The following is a 20,232-nucleotide window of genomic DNA, read 5'->3' on the forward strand; positions in this document are numbered from 1 at the left end:
CGTCTCATGCTCGAGATCGACGATGCTGCAGCGTGTTCGGCCTGGTTGGCGCTCGGCGACGACCGACCACCCGCCGCGTTCCAGCAACTCGACCTGCGCGACCAACCGGGATTCGAGTCGGGTTCGTTCCGCGGGTGTCTGTTCCTGTCGTGTCGGTTGACCCCGGCCCAGGCCGGGTTCCTGACCACGACCGGGGCGACCGTCATACGCGACGGCGACGAGCGGCCGTTCGCGGCGCACCGGGCCCGGCTCTACACACCGGAGGAACTCTTCGCCGGGTTCGACCCGACCGCCGGCGCGGCCTACGACGAGACGCTCGATGCCCGCGTGTACCGGCACTGGGTCGCGACCGGCCGCCAATACCCCGAGATGATCGACGAGAGCCTGGCGCGCCGGTTGCACGACCACTCGATCACCGACGCGTTGCACGAGGCGATCGCCGGCACCAAACCGGTGGCGATCATGGGTGGTCACGGACTCGAGCGCCGCGACCCGACCTACGCCGCGATCGCACGCATCGCGCGATCACTCACACGTTCCGACCGGCTGATGCTGTCGGGTGGGGGCCCCGGCGCGATGGAGGCGACACATCTGGGCGCCTGGATGGCGAACTTCGACGACGACCAACTCGACCATGCGATCGAACTCCTCGCGCCGCGGCCGTCCGGCGCCGTCGAGGGGCAGGAGTACGCGGACCCCGATTGGCTCGACCGAGCGTTCGCCGTTCGTGAGCGCTGGCCGCTGCCGGCCGCCTCCGACCGCTACGAATCGATCGGCATCCCGACCTGGATGTACGGCCACGAGCCACCGAACGCATTCGCCACTCGAATCGCCAAGTACTTCGCGAACAGTGTGCGCGAAGAGGGACTGCTCGCGATCGCGACCTACGGCGTGGTGTTCGCCCCGGGCAGCGCCGGCACGATCCAGGAGATCTTCCAGGACGCGGCACAGAATCACTACGTGTCGTTCGGCCCGGCGTCGCCGATGGTGTTGCTCGGCGAGCGGTACTGGACCGAGCGCCACCCGGTGTGGGCGGTGCTCGAGTCGCTGGCCGGCGGGCGCGAGTACCGCGAGCTGATCACGATCACCGACGACGAGCAGCAGGTCGTCGACGAGATCCTCCGGTACGAGCGGACGGCCTGATCGGGGCCGTCAACCGCGGGCGTCGTCGGCGCGTTCGAGTCGGCCCTCGTCGTCGACCGGAAGACCGGTGAGCAGCGCGACCGACAATGCGGCCGCGACCGCGCAGGCGATGATCGCCCACCGGTACGAGTCGGTTCGGTCGATCAGCCAGCCGGCGGCGGGCGGCCCGAGCAGCCCACCGAGCCCTGGCGCCGTGTACAGCACGCCGAGGATCGAACCGAGCCCGGCCACGCCCATCCGGTCGGAGATCAGGATCGGGCTGAGCGCCACGAACCCGCCGTAGCCGACGCCGAGCACCAGGACGAACACGACCAACAGCGCATACGACGAACCGGCGACGAGCCAGATCAGGAAACTGACGCCGTGGATCACGAAGCACGCCCGGTACAGCCGGAACGAACCGAAGCGGCGCACGAGCGACCCGAACCCGATCCGCGACAGCACGCTCGACCCGCCCAGCACGCCGACGAGCACGGCCGCCTGCACCGCGTCGATGCCGCGCTCCTTGGCGTACTGACCGACGAAGACGAACGGCACGAACAGGGCGAGTCCGAGCGCGAACGCCGACAGGTGTACGCGTCGGAACACCGGGCTGCGCAGCGCATCGGCGAACCGCGACGGTTGCGGCGAACCGTCGCCGGGCGGACGATCGACCAGCGGCACGCACGCGAGCAGGACCGCGGCGCCGCCGAACGCGAACACGACGTACGTGTCACGCCAGCCGTACCGGTCGATCATCGCCGCCGACAGCGGCGACAGGACCATCGTGCCGACCCCGATGCCCGCCACCGCCAACCCGACCGCCAGTGCCCGGTACCGCACGAACCACCCGCCGACCGTGGCGACCATCGGCACGTACCCGCATGCCGCCGCGATGCCGACACCGGCGCCGTACGTCACGTAGCCGGCACCGAGCGAGTCGACGCGGCTCGTGAGCAGCAACCCGACGAACATCGCGACGGCGCCGACGACCAGCACCAGACGCGGCCCGAACCGGTCGGTCATGCGACCCGTCACGATGCTCAACCAGAAGAACGAGAACGTCGTGATGCCGAAGATGACCGCGGTCGCTCCGGCCGCCGCGTCGAACTCCTCGCTCATCGACTCGAAGAAGGCGCCGAAGCTGTACGCCGTGCCGAGCGTCACCGCCGACGAGAAGAACGCCGCGACCACGGTGAACCACGCTCGACGCGAGTCGACGGTCGCACTCGGGCTCATCGCCGCACCGTAACGACCGGACGTCGACGGTCGAGGGTCGGAACGCAGCGGTCGTCGGTCGCGGTCAGCCGTCCGGGAGTTGCTGCCCGGTGATCGATCGGAACGCCTGCCGGATCCGCTTGACGCTGACGGGTCCCTCGACCCCGAGCGGCTGGGCGAAGATGCTCATGCGGAGTTCTTCGACCATCCAGGCGACGTCTCGGAGATCGTGGCCACGCACGGCCGGATCGCTCATGGCCGCCGCGACCGCGCGTTCGATCGGTCGCACCTCGGCCATCCGCCGGCGGTCACGCTCGACATCGCCGCCGAGGTGGTCGAGGCGGTACTCGATGCCGCGGACGTACCGGTGCACGTCGGGCAGCCGGTCGGTGCCCGAGCGGCGGACGAAGCCCGACGCGACGAGCCGGCGCGCGTGTGCTTCGGCGTCGGCGACCGTGGCGGACAACGAACCGGCGGTGAGCGACGAGGTGCGCTGCGCCACCCGATGGGCGGCCGCCACGATGTCGGCGGCGACCGCGAGCGCGTCGGCGGCGAGCGTCGGGGTCTCGTCGCGGACGGCTCGTTCGAGTCGGGCGAAGGCTCCGTCGTCCCACGGCAACTCGTACCTCGACATCACCGCTTCGACCGCGGCCTCGATCGCGTCGCCGGCGAGTTCGGAGAGCGGCACCGAGCCGGCGGCGACCGCCAGGGCCGACCGCTGGTCGAGCGACCGCTCGACGCGCGCCACGGTCGGGGCCGCGGCCATGAGCAGCAGACGTCGAACGCCGCCGCGCATCGCTCGTTGCTGCAGGGCCTCGTTGTCGACGACCCGCAACGAGACGCTGTCGCCCCGATCGAGCAGTGTGGGGTACGCCCGCACGACGTGACCGTCACCCGACCGCTGTTCGACGACTCGATCGAGCGTGCCGATGTCCCAGGTGAGGATGTCGCGTCGCTCGGCCAACGGCGCCGCGTCGGCCAACGCCGATCGGGCCGAACCGGCCTGACGCTCCCGGATCGCCGCCAGGTCGTCACCTGCGTCGACGACCGCCCCGTCGGCGTCGACGACCACGATGTGGAGTCGCAGGTGCGTCGGCAGCCGGTCGAACACGAAGTCGTCGCCGCTGACCTCGACGCCGTTCGACTCGCCGAGGACCCGGGCGAGCGCGTCGACGAGTCGGCCGTCGGGCGACCCGAGCTGCTCGAACGCGGCGGCGGTGGTGTCGTTCATCGGGATCAGCTCCCGACGCAGCTCCTTGGGCAACGAGCGGATCAGCAGCCCGACGAGTTCTTCGCGGTAGCCGGGGACCAGCCAGTCGAAGCCCCGATCGTCGAACTGGTTGAGCGCCGTCAGCGGCACGTTGACCGTCGCTCCGTCGAGTGCCGTACCCGGCTCGAACCGGTACGTGAGCGGGTACTCGGCACCGCCGACGGTCCAGGTGTCGGGATAGTCGGCGAGCCGGATGCCTCGGCGGTTCCGGAGCACGGACGGATCGAGCTCGAGCAGCGTGGGCTGGTCACGTCGGGCGGTCTTCCACCAGCGATCGAAGTCGCGTCCCGATGTGACGTCGGCGCCGACGCGCTCGTCGTAGAACTCGAACACCATCTCGTCGTCGAGCAGGTCGATGCGGCGCACGCGCGCCTCGAGCAGCGCGACCCGCTCGACGAATCGCTCGTTGGCGGCCAGGAACTCGTGTCGGGTCTCCCAGTCGCCGGCGACCAGTGCGTGCCGGATGAACATCTCCCTGGCGAGGGTCGGATCGACCCGGCCGACGCCGATCATGCGGGCGCTGACGATCGGCAACCCGAACAGCGTGACGGTCTCGGCGACGACCGCACGGCCCGAACGGGCGTCCCACCACGGATCGCCGTACGATCGCTTCACGAGGTGCTCCGCGAGCGACTCGGCCCACTCGGGCTGGATCGTCGCGACGCGACGCGCCCACAGCCGGTTCGTCTCGACCAGCTCCGCCGCCATCACCCACTTCGACCCACGCTTCGACAGCACCGAACCGGGCGCGATCACGAACCGGGCGTCGCGGGCGGCCCGGTACTCGCGACCATCGCCGTCCTTCGTGCCGATCTGCGACAGCAGCCCCGAGAGCACCGCCCGGTGGACGTGGTCGGGATGGGATTCGTCGACCGTCGGCCGGATGTCGAGCTGGCCGGCGACCTGTCGGAGCTGGCTGTACAGGTCGCGCCATTCGCGGACGCGCAGGTAGTTGAGATGCTCGTCGCGACACATCCGACGGAAGCGGTTGCCGGACAGCTCACGCTGCTGGGCCCGCAGGTAGTCCCACAGCGCGACGATCGAGAGCAGGTCGGAACCGTCGACGTCGAAGCGTCGGTGCAGTTCGGCGGCGCGTTCGGGCGAGTCCTTCGGCCGTTCGCGGACATCTTGGATCGACAGGGCGGACGCGATGACGAGCACCTCGCGGACACACCCGAGACGCCCGGCCTCGACGACCATGCGGCCGAGTCGCGGGTCGATTGGCAGGCGCGCCAGTTGACGACCCGTCGACGTGAGTTCGCGAGGCGAACCCATCTCGCCCTCGCGCAGCGCTCCCAACTCCTCGAGCAGTTGGTAGCCGTCGCGGATGGCGGGATGATCGGGCGGCTCGACGAACGGGAACCGGGCGACGTCACCGAGCCCGATCGCCGTCATCTGCAGGATGACCGACGCCAGGTTCGTCCGCAGGATCTCGGGGTCGGTGAACTCGGGGCGGGCGTCGAAATCGTCCTCGGTGTAGAGCCGGATGCACACGCCCGGAGCGACCCGGCCGCACCGACCTGCCCGCTGGTTGGCCGACGCCTGGGACACGGGCTCGATCGGGAGTCGCTGGACTTTCAGCCGGCGGCTGTAGCGCGAGATGCGCGCGGTGCCGGCGTCGACGACGTAGCGGACACCCGGCACGGTGATCGAGGTCTCGGCGACATTGGTCGACAGGACGATGCGTCGACCCCGATGCGGCTGGAAGATGCGGTGCTGTTCGACCGACGACAGCCGCGCGTACAGCGGCAGCACTTCGGTGTTGCGCAGGTCGGCGCGACGGAGCGCATCGGCGATGTCGTGGATCTCGCGCTCGCCGCTCAGGAACACGAGCACGTCCCCCGGCCCCTCGGACTCCAACTCGGCGACCGCGTCGATGACGGCTCTGACCTGGTCGCGTCGGTCGCCGGGGTCGTCCTCGTTGTCGGCACCGAAGGGGCGGTAGCGCACCTCGACCGGGTACGTGCGGCCCTCGACGACGAACACGGGCGCCGGCACGCCGTCGACGCCGAAGTGCTCGGCGAACCGGTCGGTGTCGATCGTCGCCGACGTCACGATCACCTTGAGATCGGGACGCTTCGGCAGCAACTGTTTGACGTAGCCGAGGATGAAGTCGATGTTGAGACTGCGCTCGTGCGCCTCGTCGATGATCAACGTGTCGTAGCGGCGGAGCATCCGATCGCGCTGCAGTTCGTTGAGGAGGATGCCGTCGGTCATCACCCGCAGCAGCGTTCCGTCGCCCACCCGGTCGTTGAAGCGGACGGTGTAGCCGACCGCCTCGCCGATCGTCGTGCCGACCTCCTCGGCGATCCGCTCGGCGACCGTGCGGGCCGCGACCCGGCGAGGCTGCGTGTGCCCGATCATCCCGTCGACACCCCGACCGGCCAACAGACAGAGCTTCGGCAGCTGGGTGCTCTTGCCCGAACCGGTCTCACCGGCGACGACGACCACCTGGTGCTCGCGGATGGCGGCAACGAGTTCGTCCTGCCGGTCGGCGATCGGGAGCGACTCCGGGATCCGGACCGGGTTCGCCAGGCGATCGAGCATCGCCCGGCGCGCGTCGATCCGTCGCTGATCGCGCTCGGGGGCCGAGCGCTGTTGGCGGTTCGAAGAACGGGACATGCCGCTCTCAGGTTCGCAGCTCGATGCGCGCAATCCCACACGATTTGCCGAAGCGTCGAGTGGAGGCTGCGAACCGCTGCCGGCGACGGCACACTGTCGGGGTGAGGTCCGGGACGCGTGCGGCGTTGCGCGATGCGGCACCGGCCGAGTTCGACCGATTGTCACCGGCCGAACAGGAACGGTTCCTCGTGCACGGTGAGCGCCTGGTCGCCCGGGCTTCGTGGGAAGGCGCCCGCGACGTCGACGTCACCGACGTGATGATCCACGTGATCGCGGCGCACGCCGCGCTCCTGACCGCCGGCTTCGGCACCGACACCCACCCTTACCTCAACGTGAAATCGGTGATCGTCCACGGCCGAACGATCGTCACGCGGGGCGATCGTCCCGGTCCGGTGCGCGGCGTGTACACGTCCGGTCGGCAGTACCTCGCCGGCCAGTCGGGTCACGGCCGGGGGCCGGTGCTGCTCGACTGGCAGACCGTGGCCCGGCAGATCGACAACCCCGAGCGCGGGGTGAACGTGGTGTACCACGAGTTCGCCCACAAGCTCGATCAACTCGACGGTGCGGCCGACGGCATGCCGCCGCTCCCCTCGCCCGCCGACGAGTCGGCCTGGGTCCAGACGCTCGGCACGAACTACCGGCGGCTGCGGCGCCGCGGCAGCGACGGGCTGATCAGGGGGTATGCCGCGACGAATCCGGCCGAGTACTTCGCCGTGACCAGCGAGCTGTTCTTCACACGGCCGGTCGAACTGCGCGAACGCCACCCGCGGGTGTACCGGCGCTTGGCCGACTTCTACGGTCAGGAACCGGCCGACCGCCGCTGACGCCCCGGCTATTCGCCGATGAAGTCGGGCGATCGCTTCTCGACGAACGCCGCGATGCCCTCTTGGCCGTCGTGACCCCGCATCGACTGCGCGATGACGACGCCCTCGTACTCGCCCGCCGTCGGCAGCGAGTTCTCGTAGCCGTGGTACACGACCCGCTTCGCGTGGCCGAGCGCCCACGCGGGCCCGTCGGCGAGCTGCTGCGCGAGCGCTGCGCAGGCCGAGTCGACGTCGTCGTCGGCGACGACGCGGTTGACCAACCCCCACGACTCGGCCTCGGCCGCGTCGAGCACCCGATTGGTCAGCGTCAGGTCGAGCATGCGGCGCAGACCGATGTGGCGGGCGACGAAGTACGACGACGTGCCGTCGGGCGTGACGCCGGCGCGGGTGTACGCCATCGTGTACTTGGCGGACTCGCCCGACACCACGAGATCGAATGCGCTCATCAGCGAGAGCCCGGCGCCGCCCGCGGCGCCACGGACACCGGCGACGAACGGCTTCGGGATCGAGTTCATCTTGTAGATCGCGCCGTGGTAGTCGACGAGCATGTCGGAGGCGAGCTCGGCCACGCGGTCACCCGCCTGATGGAACAGCTTGAGGTCGCCGCCCGCGCAGAACACCTTGCCCTCGGCGGTCACCGAGACCGCGCGGACGTCGTCGTCGAACTCGATCGCCACCATCACCGCGCGCAGATCGGCGGAGAACGCGGGATTCACGGCGTTCGCTCCTTCGGGGCGGGTGAAGCGAACGTGCGCGACCCGGTCGCGCACCTCGTAGGACATCGTCGACAGCTCCATGCCTGGCAGCGTAGGTTGCTTCGCTCGACAGATCGTCACGAGAGCTGCTAAGCTTGCGAGCACAACAAAAGGAGCCCACCATGAACCCCATCGAGTCGACCGTGCCCTGGCAAGGACTGAACCACCTGGCCCTGATCACCAACGACATGGATGCGACCGTGCGGTTCTGGCACGGCGTCATGGGCGCGCCCCTGGTGGCGACGATCGGCACCGACACGTTCCGCCACTACTTCTTCTCGTTCGGCCCGTCGCACTCGGTCGCCTTCTTCGAGTACATCGGCCACGAGACCAACATGGTCGCCAAGCCTGCCGGCGTGTTCGACGAGCGGGCCGGCCAGTTCGACCACCTCTCCCTCGATCTCCCCGACGAGGCAGCGCTGACGTCGCTGCGCGAACGGCTGACGGCGGCCGGCACCGAGGTCACCGACGTGGTCGACCACGGACTCATGCGGTCGATCTACTTCACCGATCCCAACGGCATCGCACTCGAAGCATCGTGGTGGGCCGACGACCCGACCGGGAGCGAGCCCGACTACGCCGACGCCACGTACTTCCAGGACCCGAATCCGGTGCCGGCGTTCGCCGAACTCCGCGCCGGAGGGCTCGAGAGCGTGCCGGCGACCAAGCTCGTCGACGAACCGGTCGCCGTCTGACGAACCTCGCCCCTACTCCGACGTCGGACCGGTGAACTCGGGCGGCCGCCGCTCGCGGTGCGACGCCAGGCCTTCCACCACGTCGGGCCCGCCGAATCCGTAGAACTCGAGCGCCAACGAGGCGTCGAACGCCGGCCCCGCCGAGCGGTACCAGTGGTTGAGCGAGTGCTTCGTCCACCGCATCGCCGACGGCGACACGGCCATCAGCTTGTCGGCGACCACCAGCGCCTCGTCGTGCACCCGGTCGTCGTCGACGCACAACGAGACCAACCCGATCCGCTCGGCCTCCTCCCCCGTCAGCGTGTCGCACGTCAAGAGGTAGTACTTCGCCTTGGCCATCCCGACCAGCAGCGGCCAGCACACGGCGGCGTGGTCGCCCGCCGCGACGCCCAGCCGGGTGTGGCCGTCGATGATCCGAGCCGTGCGACCCACGACGGAGACGTCGGCCAGCAATCCGGCCACGAGCCCGGCACCGACGGCCGGCCCGTGGATCGCCGACACGATCGGCTTCGAGCAGTTGATGACGTTCCAGACCAGATCGCGGGCTTCGCGCATGACGCGGGTCCGGGTGGCGTAGTCGTTGATCATCCCGTCGATCAGTTCGAAGCTGCCTCCGGCGGAGAACCCCTTGCCGGCGCCCTGGAGGATCGCCACCTGCACGTCGGGGTCGCGGTCGACCTCGAGCCAGATCTCGGCGATCTCGCGGTGTGCGTCGGGCCCGACCGAGTTGAGGCCCGGCGCATCGAACGTCACCCGCAGCACGCCGTCGCGCGGGCGGTCGTAGGTGAAGCTCGGGAACCGCTCCGCGTAGTCGACGGTCATCGGGTGCCTCCCAGCGCCGTCTCGATGATGCGTGCGAGTTCGATCGGCTGGTCGCCCTGCACGCTGTGTCCGGCATCGACCTCGACCACGACGGCGTCGGTCCGGCGGCGGCGCAACTCCTCCACGTCGCCGTCGTCGACGACCGACTGTTCGCGCGTCCCGCGCACCAGCGTGAGCGGCACCGTCGACGCCTCGACGTGTTCCCACAACTCGGTGATGTCGGCCCGGCGTTCGGGGTGGTCGGTCTCGCCCATGGCGGTGTAGTCGTCCCGACGGTGACGCCACACCCAGCTGCCGTCGTCGAGCTGCAACGCGTTGTGGAGGATCCCGCGACGGAGCGAGCTCTCAGATCGCGTCGGGTTGAACTCCATCGTGCGGGCGAGCAGGTCGTCGAACCTCGGGAAGGTCGCCGGACCGCGGACGAAGTCGTGGATCGCCTTCGCCTTGTCGCCGGTGACACCGGGTGTGATGTCGACGAGCATCAGCCGCCGGACGAGGTCGGGGCGGGCCGAGGCGAGCGCGATCGCGGTGAGACCGCCGAGCGACATGCCGACGATCAGGGCCGCACGCGGCGCCAGGCCGTCGATCACCTCGGCGAGGTCCGCGGCGTTGGCGTCGGGCCGAGTGCCCACGTCGGGGGCGGGGCTGCCCGAGTGGCCGTGACCGGGCAGATCGGGCGCGATCAGCGGACGATCGAGCGCGAGCGCGACCGTGTCCCACGTGTGTGCGTTCTGCGCCCCGCCGTGGATGAGCACGACCTCGGGGTCGCCCGTGCCCCAACGCAGCGTGCTGAGCGACCGACCGTCGCGCAGCGACGTCTCGATCCGTTCGACCGTGGGCGGCTCGTCGTACGGCAGCCCCCATTCCCGTGCGTTCTCGTGGAACATCGAGAACTCGTCGTAGGCCACACGGTCCGGGTCGCTCGTCACCTCCAGCACCGTAGAACCCGACGGCGAACGGAGCGAACCCGGATCGCCGCACATCGCCGGCCGGCGCGTGGTTGACTGACGCGGTGAACGGCATCGATCGCCTCACCCCGGAGTCCGACCGACTCCACATCGACTGGGCCGACGGCCGTGTCAGCGAGCACTCGTGGATCTGGCTCCGCGATCATTCGCACGACCCGACGACCATCCACCCCGACACGCAGCAGCGCCAACTGGTGACCGCCGAGATCGACCCGTCGCTCCGGCCGACCGGCGTCACGACGACCGGCGGCGCGGTCGTGATCGAGTGGAACGACGACGACCACCCGCCGTCGATCCTGCCCACCGAGTTCCTGGCGGCCCATCGCGACCCGAACGTGTTCGACGACACCGAACGTGTGCTGTGGGACGGCACGTCGATCCTCGACGACTGGCCCGTCGTCGAGTACGACGAGGTGATCGCCGACGACGCCGGTGTCGCCCGCTGGCTCGAACTCGTCGCCCGTTACGGCTTCGGCATCGCCACCGGCACCCCAACGACGGCCGAGGCGACGGAACGGCTCGCTCGCCGCATCGGGTACGTCCGCGAGACGATCTTCGGCGGCATGTGGGACTTCCAGGCCGATCTGTCCAAGGCCGACACCGCGTACACCGACCAGGAGCTGCGACCCCACACCGACGGCACGTACAGCAACGACGCACCGGGCCTCCAGCTCCTGCACTGCCTGGCGTTCGACGGGACCGGCGGGGAATCGACGATGGTCGACGGATTCCGGGTCGCGGCCCAGCTCCGGGTCGCCGACCCCGACGCGTACGAGGTGCTGTCGACCGTCGACGTGCCCGGCCGATACCTGGGGGACGGTGTCGATCTCCGGGCGGCCCGCTCGGTGTTCCGCCACGGCGCCGACGGCGTGCTCGAGCAGGTGTCGTTCAACAACGCCGACCGAGCACCGTTCACCCTGCCGTTCGACCGGATGAATCGTTTCTACGACGCGCTGCGAGCGTTCGAACGTCGGGCGAACGACGTACGGCTCCAGTGGCGCCGCGTCAACCCACCGGGCGACGCGATGCTCTTCGACAACTGGCGGGTCCTCCACGGGCGCCTCTCGTACACCGGCCACCGACACCTGTGCGGTTGCTACATCAACCGCGAGGACTACCTGAGTCGCCGCCGAGTCCTCGCGACCGGCTGACCTCCCGGCGCTGTCGAGCGCTGTGTCCGCGGCCAGTCGAGTCGACGCGACGGCGGTCGGGGCCGACCGCTCGACGATCTTCGTCGTCGGATCCGACCCTCCGACTGGCGGTCGGGTGGTCAGACCGACCACAATGAGCCGAACCGGGGTGCGACCGATGTCACCATCGATGACATCGGTCACACGTCGGCGGCAGTTCGGTCGCAGGGGGCGACCGGCGGGGAACGAACCGAGGGGGAATCGTCGTTGACGGTCATGGCTGACGCCAACACGCACGGCAGGCGGCAACGGAGCGAGGACGACCTCCTCGTCGTCGACGACCTCCGCACGCACTTCCACGTACCCGCCGGCGCCGTCAAAGCCGTCGACGGCGTCTCGTTCCGCCTCCGGCGAGGCACGACGCTCGGTGTCGTCGGCGAGTCCGGGTCGGGCAAGACCGTGCTCTCGCGGTCGGTGATGGGGCTCACCACCGCCGGCAACGCGGTCACCACCGGATCGGTGCTCTACGACGGCCTGGAGCTCGTCGGCCGGTCACCCAAGGAGATGAAGTCGCTGTGGGGCGCCGAGATGGCGATGGTCTTCCAGGACCCGATGACCTCGCTGAACCCGGTCGTCAAGATCGGTCGACAGCTGACCGAGCACATGCGCCACCACCTCGACATCGGCAAAGCCGAGGCGCGGGCCGCTGCGGTCGAACTCCTGAAGTCGGTCCGTATCCCGGAGGCGAACGAACGGTTCGACAACTACCCGCACGAGATGTCGGGCGGGATGCGCCAGCGCGTGTGCATCGCGAGCGCGCTCGCCTGCAGTCCGAAGCTGCTCTTCGCCGACGAACCGACGACCGCCCTCGACGTCACCGTGCAGCATCAGATCCTCAACCTGCTCGCACAACTGCAGCGCGAGCACCACATGACGATGATCATGGTCACCCACGACCTCGGTGTCGTCGCCACACGAGCCGACGAGATCGCCGTGATGTACGCCGGTCGGATCGTCGAGAAGGCGCCCACCTCGACGCTGTTCTCCGACATGAAGCACCCGTACACACAGTCGCTGCTCTGGTCGATCCCGAAGACGTCGCAGCCGAAGCACACACGGCTGAGCGCGATCGCCGGCCGTCCGCCCGACCTGATCAACCCACCTCCCGGCTGCAAGTTCGCGCCCCGCTGCGCCTATGCCCAACCCGTGTGCATCGAGGTCGAGCCGCCGCTGCAGACCGATGCCGCGGGCCACCAGTACGCGTGCCACATCCCGGTCGGCACCCCCGAGAACACCGCTGCGTTCGAGAGCAACCTCGCCGCCGGGCTCCCGCAGACCCTCACCGCTGCGGGCAAGATGTCGGCCCGCGAAGACCTCGTCCCCGACTACTCGAGCATCGTCGGCGATGCGGTCGACCACCGCGCCGTCGCCGAGGGACTCGCCCACACCAACATCCAGCACTCCAACATCCAGGGGGATCCAGCTGATGGCGGGTTCGGGCAAGGCACACATGTCGGCCAACGGCGATGCGCTGCTGCGTGTCGACGACCTGGTCATGGAGTTCCCGCTCGGCGGCGACCGGGTGGTCCACGCCGTGTCGGGCATCAGCTTCGAAGTCCTCAAGGGTGAGACCCTCGGCCTCGTCGGCGAGTCGGGGTGCGGCAAGTCCACCACGGGCAAGGCGATCCTCCAGCTCCCCCGCCCCACCAGCGGGTCGATCACCCTCAAGGGCACCGACCTGACGCAGCTCGACACCGACGCGATGCGCCAGAAGCGCACCGACATCCAGATGATCTTCCAGGACCCGATCTCGTCGCTGAACCCGCGCCGCATCATCGGCGAGGTCGTCGCCGAACCGCTCAAGGTGTGGGGACCCAAGGACACCGACGAGCAGTGGGCGAAGGTGTCCGAGATGCTCGACGCCGTCGGCATCGACCCCGATGTCGCCCGCTACAAGCGGCCGCACGAGTTCTCCGGTGGCCAGTGTCAGCGCATCTCGATCGCACGCGCCCTGGTGATGGAGCCCGAGCTGATCATCTGCGACGAGCCGGTGTCGGCACTCGACGTGTCGGTCCAGGCCCAGATCCTCAACCTGCTCGAAGACCTCAAGGCCAAGTACGGGCTCACACTCGTGTTCATCGCACACGACCTCGCGGTCGTCAAGAACATCAGCGACCGGGTGGCCGTGATGTACCTCGGCAAGATGTGCGAGCTGTCCGAGTCCGACGAGCTGTACGCCAATCCGGCGCACCCGTACACCCGGCTCCTCATGGAATCGCACCCGGAACCGAATCCGGATGCCGAGGTCGACGAATCGATGGTGCAACTCGGCGAGCTGCCGTCGCCGATCGCGCCGCCGTCCGGGTGCCGCTTCCGGACCCGCTGTCCACATGCCGACGAGCGATGCGCACGCGACGAACCGCAGATGCGCCGGGTGAACGACGACCACTACGTCGCGTGCCACCACCCGCTCGTCCCGGCCGAGGAGATGGAGGTGTCGATCGCCTGACCATCGTGCTCGTCGGCGCCGCCGAACGGGCACCCGACCGATGCCGAGGCCACGCCTCGGCGTCACGAACACACAATTCCGAGAGCGACCGCTCTCATCGAGACAAGGGGAATCTCACACCATGACGACGCGACGATGGAAGAAGTCAGTCGCTCTCTTCGCAGCCGCCGGCCTGTTGGTCGCCGCATGCGGAGGCGACGACGACGCCGACACACCCGACAGCGAGGACACCGCCGAACCGACGGCCGACGAAGGTGGCGACACCGACGAGGGCAGCGAGCCGTCCGACGATGACGGCGACGGCGACGGCGACGGCGATGTCGAAGCCGGCCAGGAGGCGACCGGGGACGTCGACACCGAGGTCACCGAGGAGTCGGTCGACGAGGGCGTCGATCGGTACGGCGGATCGATCGCCGTCGGCCTGGAGGCCGAGGCCGTCGGTCTCCGCCCGTGGGAGGACTCCTGCTCCGCCCCGTGTTACAACATCATGGTCACGCTCTACGACAAGCTGATCGAGCAGGACGTCAACGGTGAGTACCGGGGCTACCTGGCCGAGTCGTTCTCGTCGAACGACGACTTCACGGTCTGGACGGTCAACCTCCGTCCCGGCGTGACGTTCCACAACGGGACCGAGCTGACGGCACAGACGATCGCCGACATGTTCCCGATCCAGCAGGAGGGCGCAACGGCGTCGTCGCAGATCGGCGCATCGAACCTCGCCAGCGTCGAAGCGACGGGCGATCTGGAGGTCACCTACACGCTCAGTTCGGGCAACTCCGCGTTCCCGGCCTTCCTCGCCCGCGCCTCGCTCGGCATGCCGTTCGACCCGGCCGCGGCAGCGGCCGACATCGACGGCTACAGCACGAACCCGATCGGCACCGGGCCGTTCATGATCGAGACCAGAGACCTCGACAACGAGACCACGGTCGTCCGCTACGACGGCTACTGGGGCGTCGACCCCGAGGGCAACCAGCTCCCGTACCTCGACTCGATTTCGTTCCGGCCGATCCCCGACGAGCAGGCTCGTCTCGACGCGCTCCTCTCGGGCACCGTCGACGCGATCCAGTCGCTGCGTCAGGGCACCATCCGTGACGCCCGGGCGGCACGCGACGGCGGCGCCGAGATCGACCTGCTCGAGTTCCAGGGCAACAACGTCGGTGGCGGCATGTTCAACATGGCCGTCGCCCCGTTCGACGACATCCGCGTCCGGCGTGGCCTGACGCAGATGAACAGCCAGGAGAAGGTCATCGAGGCACTCGGCGGCACCGGCATCTCCCTGCCGGGCACGCAGTGGTTCAGCCCCGACAGCCCGTGGTGGTCGCAGGCCGCCGCCGACGCCTGGCCGACGTTCGACTTCGAGGCCGGCGTCGCCACGCTGCAGGGCTACATCGACGACCCCGACCGTTCCGACGGCAAGGCGGCCGGCGAGCCGATCGACGTCGAACTCTCCTGCCCGCCCGACCCCACCCTGATCGCCGCGATGCAGGTGCTCGAGCAGACGTGGGCCGGCAGCGGCATGGTCAACGTCGAGTTGACCAGCTTCGACCAGCAGACGCACATCAACAACGCGCTGGGCGCCGAGAACGGCTTCATCGGCACGCACGGTGCCCACTGCTGGCGTTGGAGCGACCAGGACGATCCGTCGCTGTCGCTCAACCCGGCGCTGGCGCCGTACAGCGCCGAGGTGGCCGAGGCGGCCGGGCTGCCCGGTGTCGTCTCGCCGTTGAACTTCGCCAACTACTGGAACCCCGAAGCGTTCCAGGCTGCACAGCAGGCGATCACGACCGGCGATTTCGACGAGCGCTTCGCGCTGTACGAGCAGATCAACCTGGCGATCGCCGAGGACGTCCCGGTCTGGTACTCGGGTCACACGGCGACGATGCTGGCGACGTCATCCGACATCGCAGGCCTGAACGGCTGGCATCTGCCCAACGGTGATCTGGGTATCGGCTTCCCGGGCGCCGAAGGTCGCTGGGTCGAAGTCTTCGTGGCCGGCTGACCTGTAGCAACCCATCCGATCGGAACCCGGGGTAGGAGAACGCGTCAATGCGCAAAGTGATCATCAGTCGACTGTTGCGGCTCGCAGCCACGCTGCTCGCCGTCACGTTCCTGACGTTCAGCTTGACGTCACTCCTCCCCGGGGATCCGGTCAACGTGATCCTCGGGGTCGATTCCAACCAGGACCCCGAGCTCGTCCAGAAGATCCGTGACGACCTCGGGCTCGACGACCCGTTCATCGTCCGCTACGGCAACTGGTTGTGGGACGCCGTGGTGCATTTCGACCTCGGCGAGTCGTACGTCAACCGCGGCCAATCGGTGAGCGGCACCATCATGGACCGCATCCCGGTCACCGGACAGCTCGCCTTCATGGCGATCATCATGGCCGTCCTGATGGCCGTGCCGATCGGTGTGCTCGGTGCCTACCGGCAGGGTAAGTGGCAGGACACGGTCAGCTCCGCCGGTGTGCAGGTGGCGTTGTCGATCCCCAACTTCATCATGGGCATCTTCTTCATCTGGCTGTTCGCGGTCCAGCTCCAATGGTTGCCATCGTCGAACTGGAATCGGATCAGCGACAAGGGCCTGATCGAGAACCTGAAGACCGCGATCATGCCGGCCGCCGCCCTCGCCATGACCCAGATGGCGATCTTCTCCCGCCTGGTCCGCGCCGACATGGTCGCGACGTTGCAGGAGAACTACATCCTGGCAGCGAAGGCCAAGGGCCTCAACGACCGGTTCATCCTGATCCGCCACGCGCTCCGACCGAGTTCGTTGAGCCTGATGACGATCGTCGGCATCAACTTCGGGGCACTGCTCGGTGGCACGGTCGTGATCGAAACGCTCTTCGCCGTACCCGGCCTCGGGTTCCGGCTCATCAACGCGATCAACCAGCGCGACATCCTCGTGATCCAGGGCATCACGGTCTTCGTCGCCGCCGTGTACGTGATCATCAACACGGTCGTCGACCTGCTGTACGCCGTCATCGACCCACGAATCCGGAAGGGCTGACCCGATGTCGACCACCGAGGGCGCTCCCCACACTCCCGACTTCCCCCGCGACCGCATCTCCAACGTCTCGACGGCCGTCCAGCCCGGCTCGGTCGGCGGGCCGCCGCGTCGGGCGCGCCCGCGCGAGATCTTCGCGTCGATGCCGATCCTGGTGAAGATCTCCGCGATCTGGTTGATGTTCATCGTGTTCGGCGCGATCTACGCCAAGCTCGACGCCACCGTCTTCAACGGTTCGCTCCCGCTGCAGGATCCGAACTACCAGACCAACAACTTCAACGCGAACACCGGCGAGTTCGGTACCGGCGAGCGACTCGAGCCCATCTCCTCGGCACACTGGCTGGGCACCGACGCCATCGCGCGCGACACGTTCTCGCGCATCATGCACGGCGGATGGGTCAGCCTGATCGTCGCCGGTGTCTCGGCGATGTTCGGCATCGTCGTCGGCGGGCTCCTCGGCGCACTCGTCGGCTTCGTGCGCGGCCGCACCGAGACCGTGATCATGTCGATGATCGACGTCATCCTGGCGTTCCCGGCGCTGATCCTCCTGCTCGCACTCGTGTCGATCTTCCAGGTGCGCGACCTGTTCCTGATCAGCGTCGTGATCGGCGTGCTGTCGATTCCCGCCTACACCCGTGTCGCCCGCGCCAACAGCCTCGCGATCTCCAACCGCGAGTTCGTCATGGCCGCACGCGCCATCGGCACTCGACCACGCTCGATCCTGTTCCGCGAGATCATCCCCAACGTGTTGCCGACGCTGATCGCGTACGCGATGGTCGCGTCGGCGTTCGTCATCGTCGTCGAAGGCGCACTGTCGTTCCTCGGCCTCAGCGTGCAGCTGCCCACCTCGACCTGGGGCAACATGATCAACCAGGCACGGGGCGACATCAAGGTCGACGCGACGCAGGTGCTGTGGCCCTCGCTCGCACTGTCGCTGACCGTGCTGTCGCTCAACCAGGTCGGCGACTTCTTCCAGAAGCGCGGCTCGGTTCGGGGTTCCGCCCTGTGATCTTCCGCCTCGTCGTCGGCGTCCGACCGAACCGGCACCGGTCGGGCACCGACGCTCGGCGCGCGCGTCGCCGAGGGGAACACGCTCGATGATCGTGTCACGGGGGACATCGCCGAGTCGGCACGTACAGAAAGTAAGAACCCCTGGTGCAGACGTTTCACGACAGCTATGGTTCCGGCTCATGCTGACCTCGGGGGCGGGAGCAATCTGTTGAGCACACCTGTGCTCAAGGTCGACGACCTCCGCACGGAGTTCGACACTCCGGACGGTGTCGTCCACGCGGTCAACGGCGTCAGCTTCGAGGTCCGGCCCGGCGAGTTCGTCGGCGTCGTCGGCGAGAGCGGATCGGGCAAGAGCGTCACGATGATGTCGCTGTTGCGGCTGATCCCGATGCCGCCCGGTCGCGTGGTCAGCGGCACGGCCGAGTTCGACGACCACGACCTGATCGCCATGGACAACGGCGAGCTGCGCACGGTGCGAGGCGGCAAGATCGGCTTCATCTTCCAGGACCCGATGACATCGCTCAACCCGGTGCTCACGATCGGACACCAGATCACCGAGCCCCTCAAGCTCCACCTCCGCTGCGATCGCAAGACCGCCAACGAGACCGCCGCCAACCTGCTGACGATGGTGGGCCTGCCCGACGCCAAACAACGACTCAAGTCGTACCCGCACGAACTCTCCGGCGGCATGCGTCAGCGCGTGATGATCGCGATCGCGCTCGCCTGCTCCCCTCAGCTGCTGATCGCCGACGAGCCGACCACGGCACTCGACGTCACCGTGCAGGCACAGATCATCGAGATCGTGCGCAACCTGCGCGATCAACTCGGCACCGCGATGATCTGGATCACCCACGACCTCGGTGTCATCGCCGGGCTCGCCGACCGGGTCATCGTGATGTACGGCGGCGCCATCGTCGAAGAGGCGCGGGTCGCCGATCTGTACCAGCGCCCCGAACATCCGTACACGCAGGGGCTGCTGCGATCGATCCCTCGCCTCGACCAGAAGGGTTCGACGCTCGAGAGCATCACGGGCACACCGCCCAACCTCTACGCCGCGCCGACCGGATGCACGTTCGCTCCGAGGTGCCCGCACGCGTTCGAACGATGCATCGACGAGGTGCCGGTACTGATCGGGGTCGGCGACGACCACCGCGTCGCCTGCTGGTACGACACGGCAGCGGAGGCGCCCCGCGATGTCTGACGTCTCCACGGCCACGACGACCACCGCGACCCGGCAGGGCGACGCGCTGGTCTCGGTGACCGGTCTCAAGAAGCACTTCCCGATCATGAAGGGCGTGTTCCGCCGCCAGGTCGGCGCGGTGCGGGCGGTCGACGGCATCTCGTTCGACATCTTCCGCGGCGAGACGCTCGGCCTCGTCGGTGAGAGCGGCTCGGGCAAGTCGACCGCCGGACGCACGGTGCTGCGCCTCGAGAAGCCCACCGACGGATCGATCCTGTTCGAGGGCCGCGACCTCGCCAGCCTGTCCAACACCCAGCTGCGCAAGCTGCGCCCGCGCATGCAGATGGTGTTCCAGAACCCGCACTCGTCGCTCAACCCACGGATGACGGTGGCGTCGATCATCGGTGAACCGCTCGTCGAGCACCGCTCGCTCAGCAAGCAGGAGCGGCGCACCCGGATCGGCGAGTTGCTCGAACTCGTGGGCCTCGATCCGAGCCACGCCAACCGTTACCCGCACGAGTTCTCGGGCGGCCAGCGGCAGCGCATCGGCGTCGCCCGGGCGATCGCGCTCGATCCCGACTTCATCGTGTGCGACGAGCCGATCGCTGCGCTCGACGTGTCGATCCAGGCCCAGGTCGTCAACCTGCTCGAGCGGGTGCAGGACGAGTTGGGCCTCGCCTACCTGTTCATCTCGCACGACATGAGCATGGTGCGCCACATCGCCGACCGGGTCGCCGTCATGTACCTCGGACGCATCGTCGAACTCGCGCCGGTCGACCAGCTCTACGAATCGCCGAAGCACCCGTACACCCGAGCGCTCCACTCGGCGGTGCCGGTACCCGACCCCGTCGTCGAGGGCCAGCGGGTGCGGGTGATCCTCAAGGGCGACATTCCGAGTCCCGCCAACCCCCCGAGCGGTTGCCCGTTCCACACCCGCTGCCCGGTCGCCCGCGACCGGTGCGCGAGCGATGTGCCGGAGAACCGAGAGATCGCACCGGGCCACGTCGTGGCCTGCCATTTCGCCGACGAGCCAGGGTGGTGAACGCCGTGAACATCACGAACACGATGGTCACATCGCCGTCACACGGTTCGCTCGCACCATC

Annotated in this window: 16 protein-coding genes; 11 read left to right on the forward strand and 5 right to left on the reverse strand. The window is 68.6% G+C overall.

The annotated features are described in order from the left end of the window. The first annotated feature begins 6 nt into the window (after positions 1-6). Positions 7-1,143, forward strand: coding sequence for a hypothetical protein (locus R8G01_11055; GenBank protein MDW3214529.1), 1,137 nt, complete (start codon positions 7-9; stop codon positions 1,141-1,143). A 9-nt stretch (positions 1,144-1,152) separates the two neighbouring features. On the opposite strand, the gene R8G01_11060 is transcribed toward R8G01_11055, so the two are convergent. Both R8G01_11060 and hrpA read right to left on the reverse strand, forming a co-directional pair. Continuing rightward, positions 1,153-2,361 carry an MFS transporter gene (locus tag R8G01_11060; GenBank protein MDW3214530.1) on the reverse strand — a complete coding sequence of 403 codons (1,209 nt, stop codon included), beginning with the start codon at positions 2,359-2,361 and terminating at the stop codon, positions 1,153-1,155. Positions 2,362-2,425: 64 nt separating this feature from the next. Further along, positions 2,426-6,232: an ATP-dependent RNA helicase HrpA gene (gene hrpA, locus R8G01_11065; protein MDW3214531.1), complete on the reverse strand. Its 3,807-nt coding sequence runs from the start codon at positions 6,230-6,232 to the stop codon at positions 2,426-2,428. A 101-nt stretch (positions 6,233-6,333) separates the two neighbouring features. On the opposite strand from hrpA, the gene R8G01_11070 reads away from it, so the two are divergent. Beyond that, positions 6,334-7,056, forward strand: coding sequence for a M90 family metallopeptidase (locus R8G01_11070; protein MDW3214532.1), 723 nt, complete (start codon positions 6,334-6,336; stop codon positions 7,054-7,056). A gap of 8 nt (positions 7,057-7,064) precedes the next feature. On the opposite strand, the gene R8G01_11075 is transcribed toward R8G01_11070, so the two are convergent. Next, entirely contained in the window at positions 7,065-7,853 is a 789-nt protein-coding gene (locus R8G01_11075) for an enoyl-CoA hydratase/isomerase family protein (protein MDW3214533.1), read from the reverse strand. An 80-nt stretch (positions 7,854-7,933) separates the two neighbouring features. Between R8G01_11075 and R8G01_11080 the strand changes: the two genes are divergently transcribed. Beyond that, complete coding sequence (locus R8G01_11080; GenBank protein ID MDW3214534.1) at positions 7,934-8,506, forward strand: VOC family protein; 573 nt, start codon at positions 7,934-7,936, stop codon at positions 8,504-8,506. A gap of 12 nt (positions 8,507-8,518) precedes the next feature. Here the strand turns inward: R8G01_11080 and R8G01_11085 are convergent, their stop codons facing one another. Next, a complete protein-coding gene (locus R8G01_11085) occupies positions 8,519-9,328 on the reverse strand; it encodes an enoyl-CoA hydratase/isomerase family protein (GenBank protein MDW3214535.1) in 810 nt (269 codons plus the stop codon). Continuing rightward, positions 9,325-10,257, reverse strand: a complete 933-nt coding sequence (locus R8G01_11090) for an alpha/beta hydrolase (GenBank protein MDW3214536.1) — start codon at positions 10,255-10,257, stop codon at positions 9,325-9,327. The genes R8G01_11085 and R8G01_11090 overlap by 4 nt, the downstream gene beginning before the upstream one ends. A gap of 83 nt (positions 10,258-10,340) precedes the next feature. On the opposite strand from R8G01_11090, the gene R8G01_11095 reads away from it, so the two are divergent. The 8 genes from R8G01_11095 to R8G01_11130 all read left to right on the forward strand — a co-directional run bounded on the left by R8G01_11095 (position 10,341) and on the right by R8G01_11130 (position 20,171). Further along, positions 10,341-11,447 (forward strand): trimethyllysine dioxygenase, encoded by a 1,107-nt coding sequence (locus tag R8G01_11095; GenBank protein ID MDW3214537.1) that lies wholly within the window; start codon positions 10,341-10,343, stop codon positions 11,445-11,447. Between the two features lie 255 nt (positions 11,448-11,702). Continuing rightward, a complete protein-coding gene (locus R8G01_11100) occupies positions 11,703-13,055 on the forward strand; it encodes an ABC transporter ATP-binding protein (protein ID MDW3214538.1) in 1,353 nt (450 codons plus the stop codon). Then, entirely contained in the window at positions 12,937-13,935 is a 999-nt protein-coding gene (locus R8G01_11105) for an ATP-binding cassette domain-containing protein (GenBank protein ID MDW3214539.1), read from the forward strand. Before R8G01_11100 ends, R8G01_11105 begins: the two co-directional genes overlap by 119 nt. Positions 13,936-14,056: 121 nt before the next feature. Then, on the forward strand, positions 14,057-15,934 hold the full coding sequence (locus R8G01_11110; protein ID MDW3214540.1) for an ABC transporter substrate-binding protein: 1,878 nt from the start codon (positions 14,057-14,059) through the stop codon (positions 15,932-15,934). Positions 15,935-15,981: 47 nt separating this feature from the next. Further along, positions 15,982-16,941 (forward strand): ABC transporter permease, encoded by a 960-nt coding sequence (locus R8G01_11115; GenBank protein ID MDW3214541.1) that lies wholly within the window; start codon positions 15,982-15,984, stop codon positions 16,939-16,941. A gap of 4 nt (positions 16,942-16,945) precedes the next feature. Further along, a complete protein-coding gene (locus R8G01_11120) occupies positions 16,946-17,947 on the forward strand; it encodes an ABC transporter permease (protein ID MDW3214542.1) in 1,002 nt (333 codons plus the stop codon). A gap of 210 nt (positions 17,948-18,157) precedes the next feature. Beyond that, complete coding sequence (locus R8G01_11125) at positions 18,158-19,150, forward strand: ABC transporter ATP-binding protein (protein ID MDW3214543.1); 993 nt, start codon at positions 18,158-18,160, stop codon at positions 19,148-19,150. Further along, entirely contained in the window at positions 19,143-20,171 is a 1,029-nt protein-coding gene (locus R8G01_11130; protein MDW3214544.1) for a dipeptide ABC transporter ATP-binding protein, read from the forward strand. The genes R8G01_11125 and R8G01_11130 overlap by 8 nt, the downstream gene beginning before the upstream one ends. Positions 20,172-20,232 lie beyond the last annotated feature (61 nt).

Source organism: Ilumatobacteraceae bacterium (assembly GCA_033344875.1).
GTDB lineage: Bacteria > Actinomycetota > Acidimicrobiia > Acidimicrobiales > Ilumatobacteraceae > Ilumatobacter.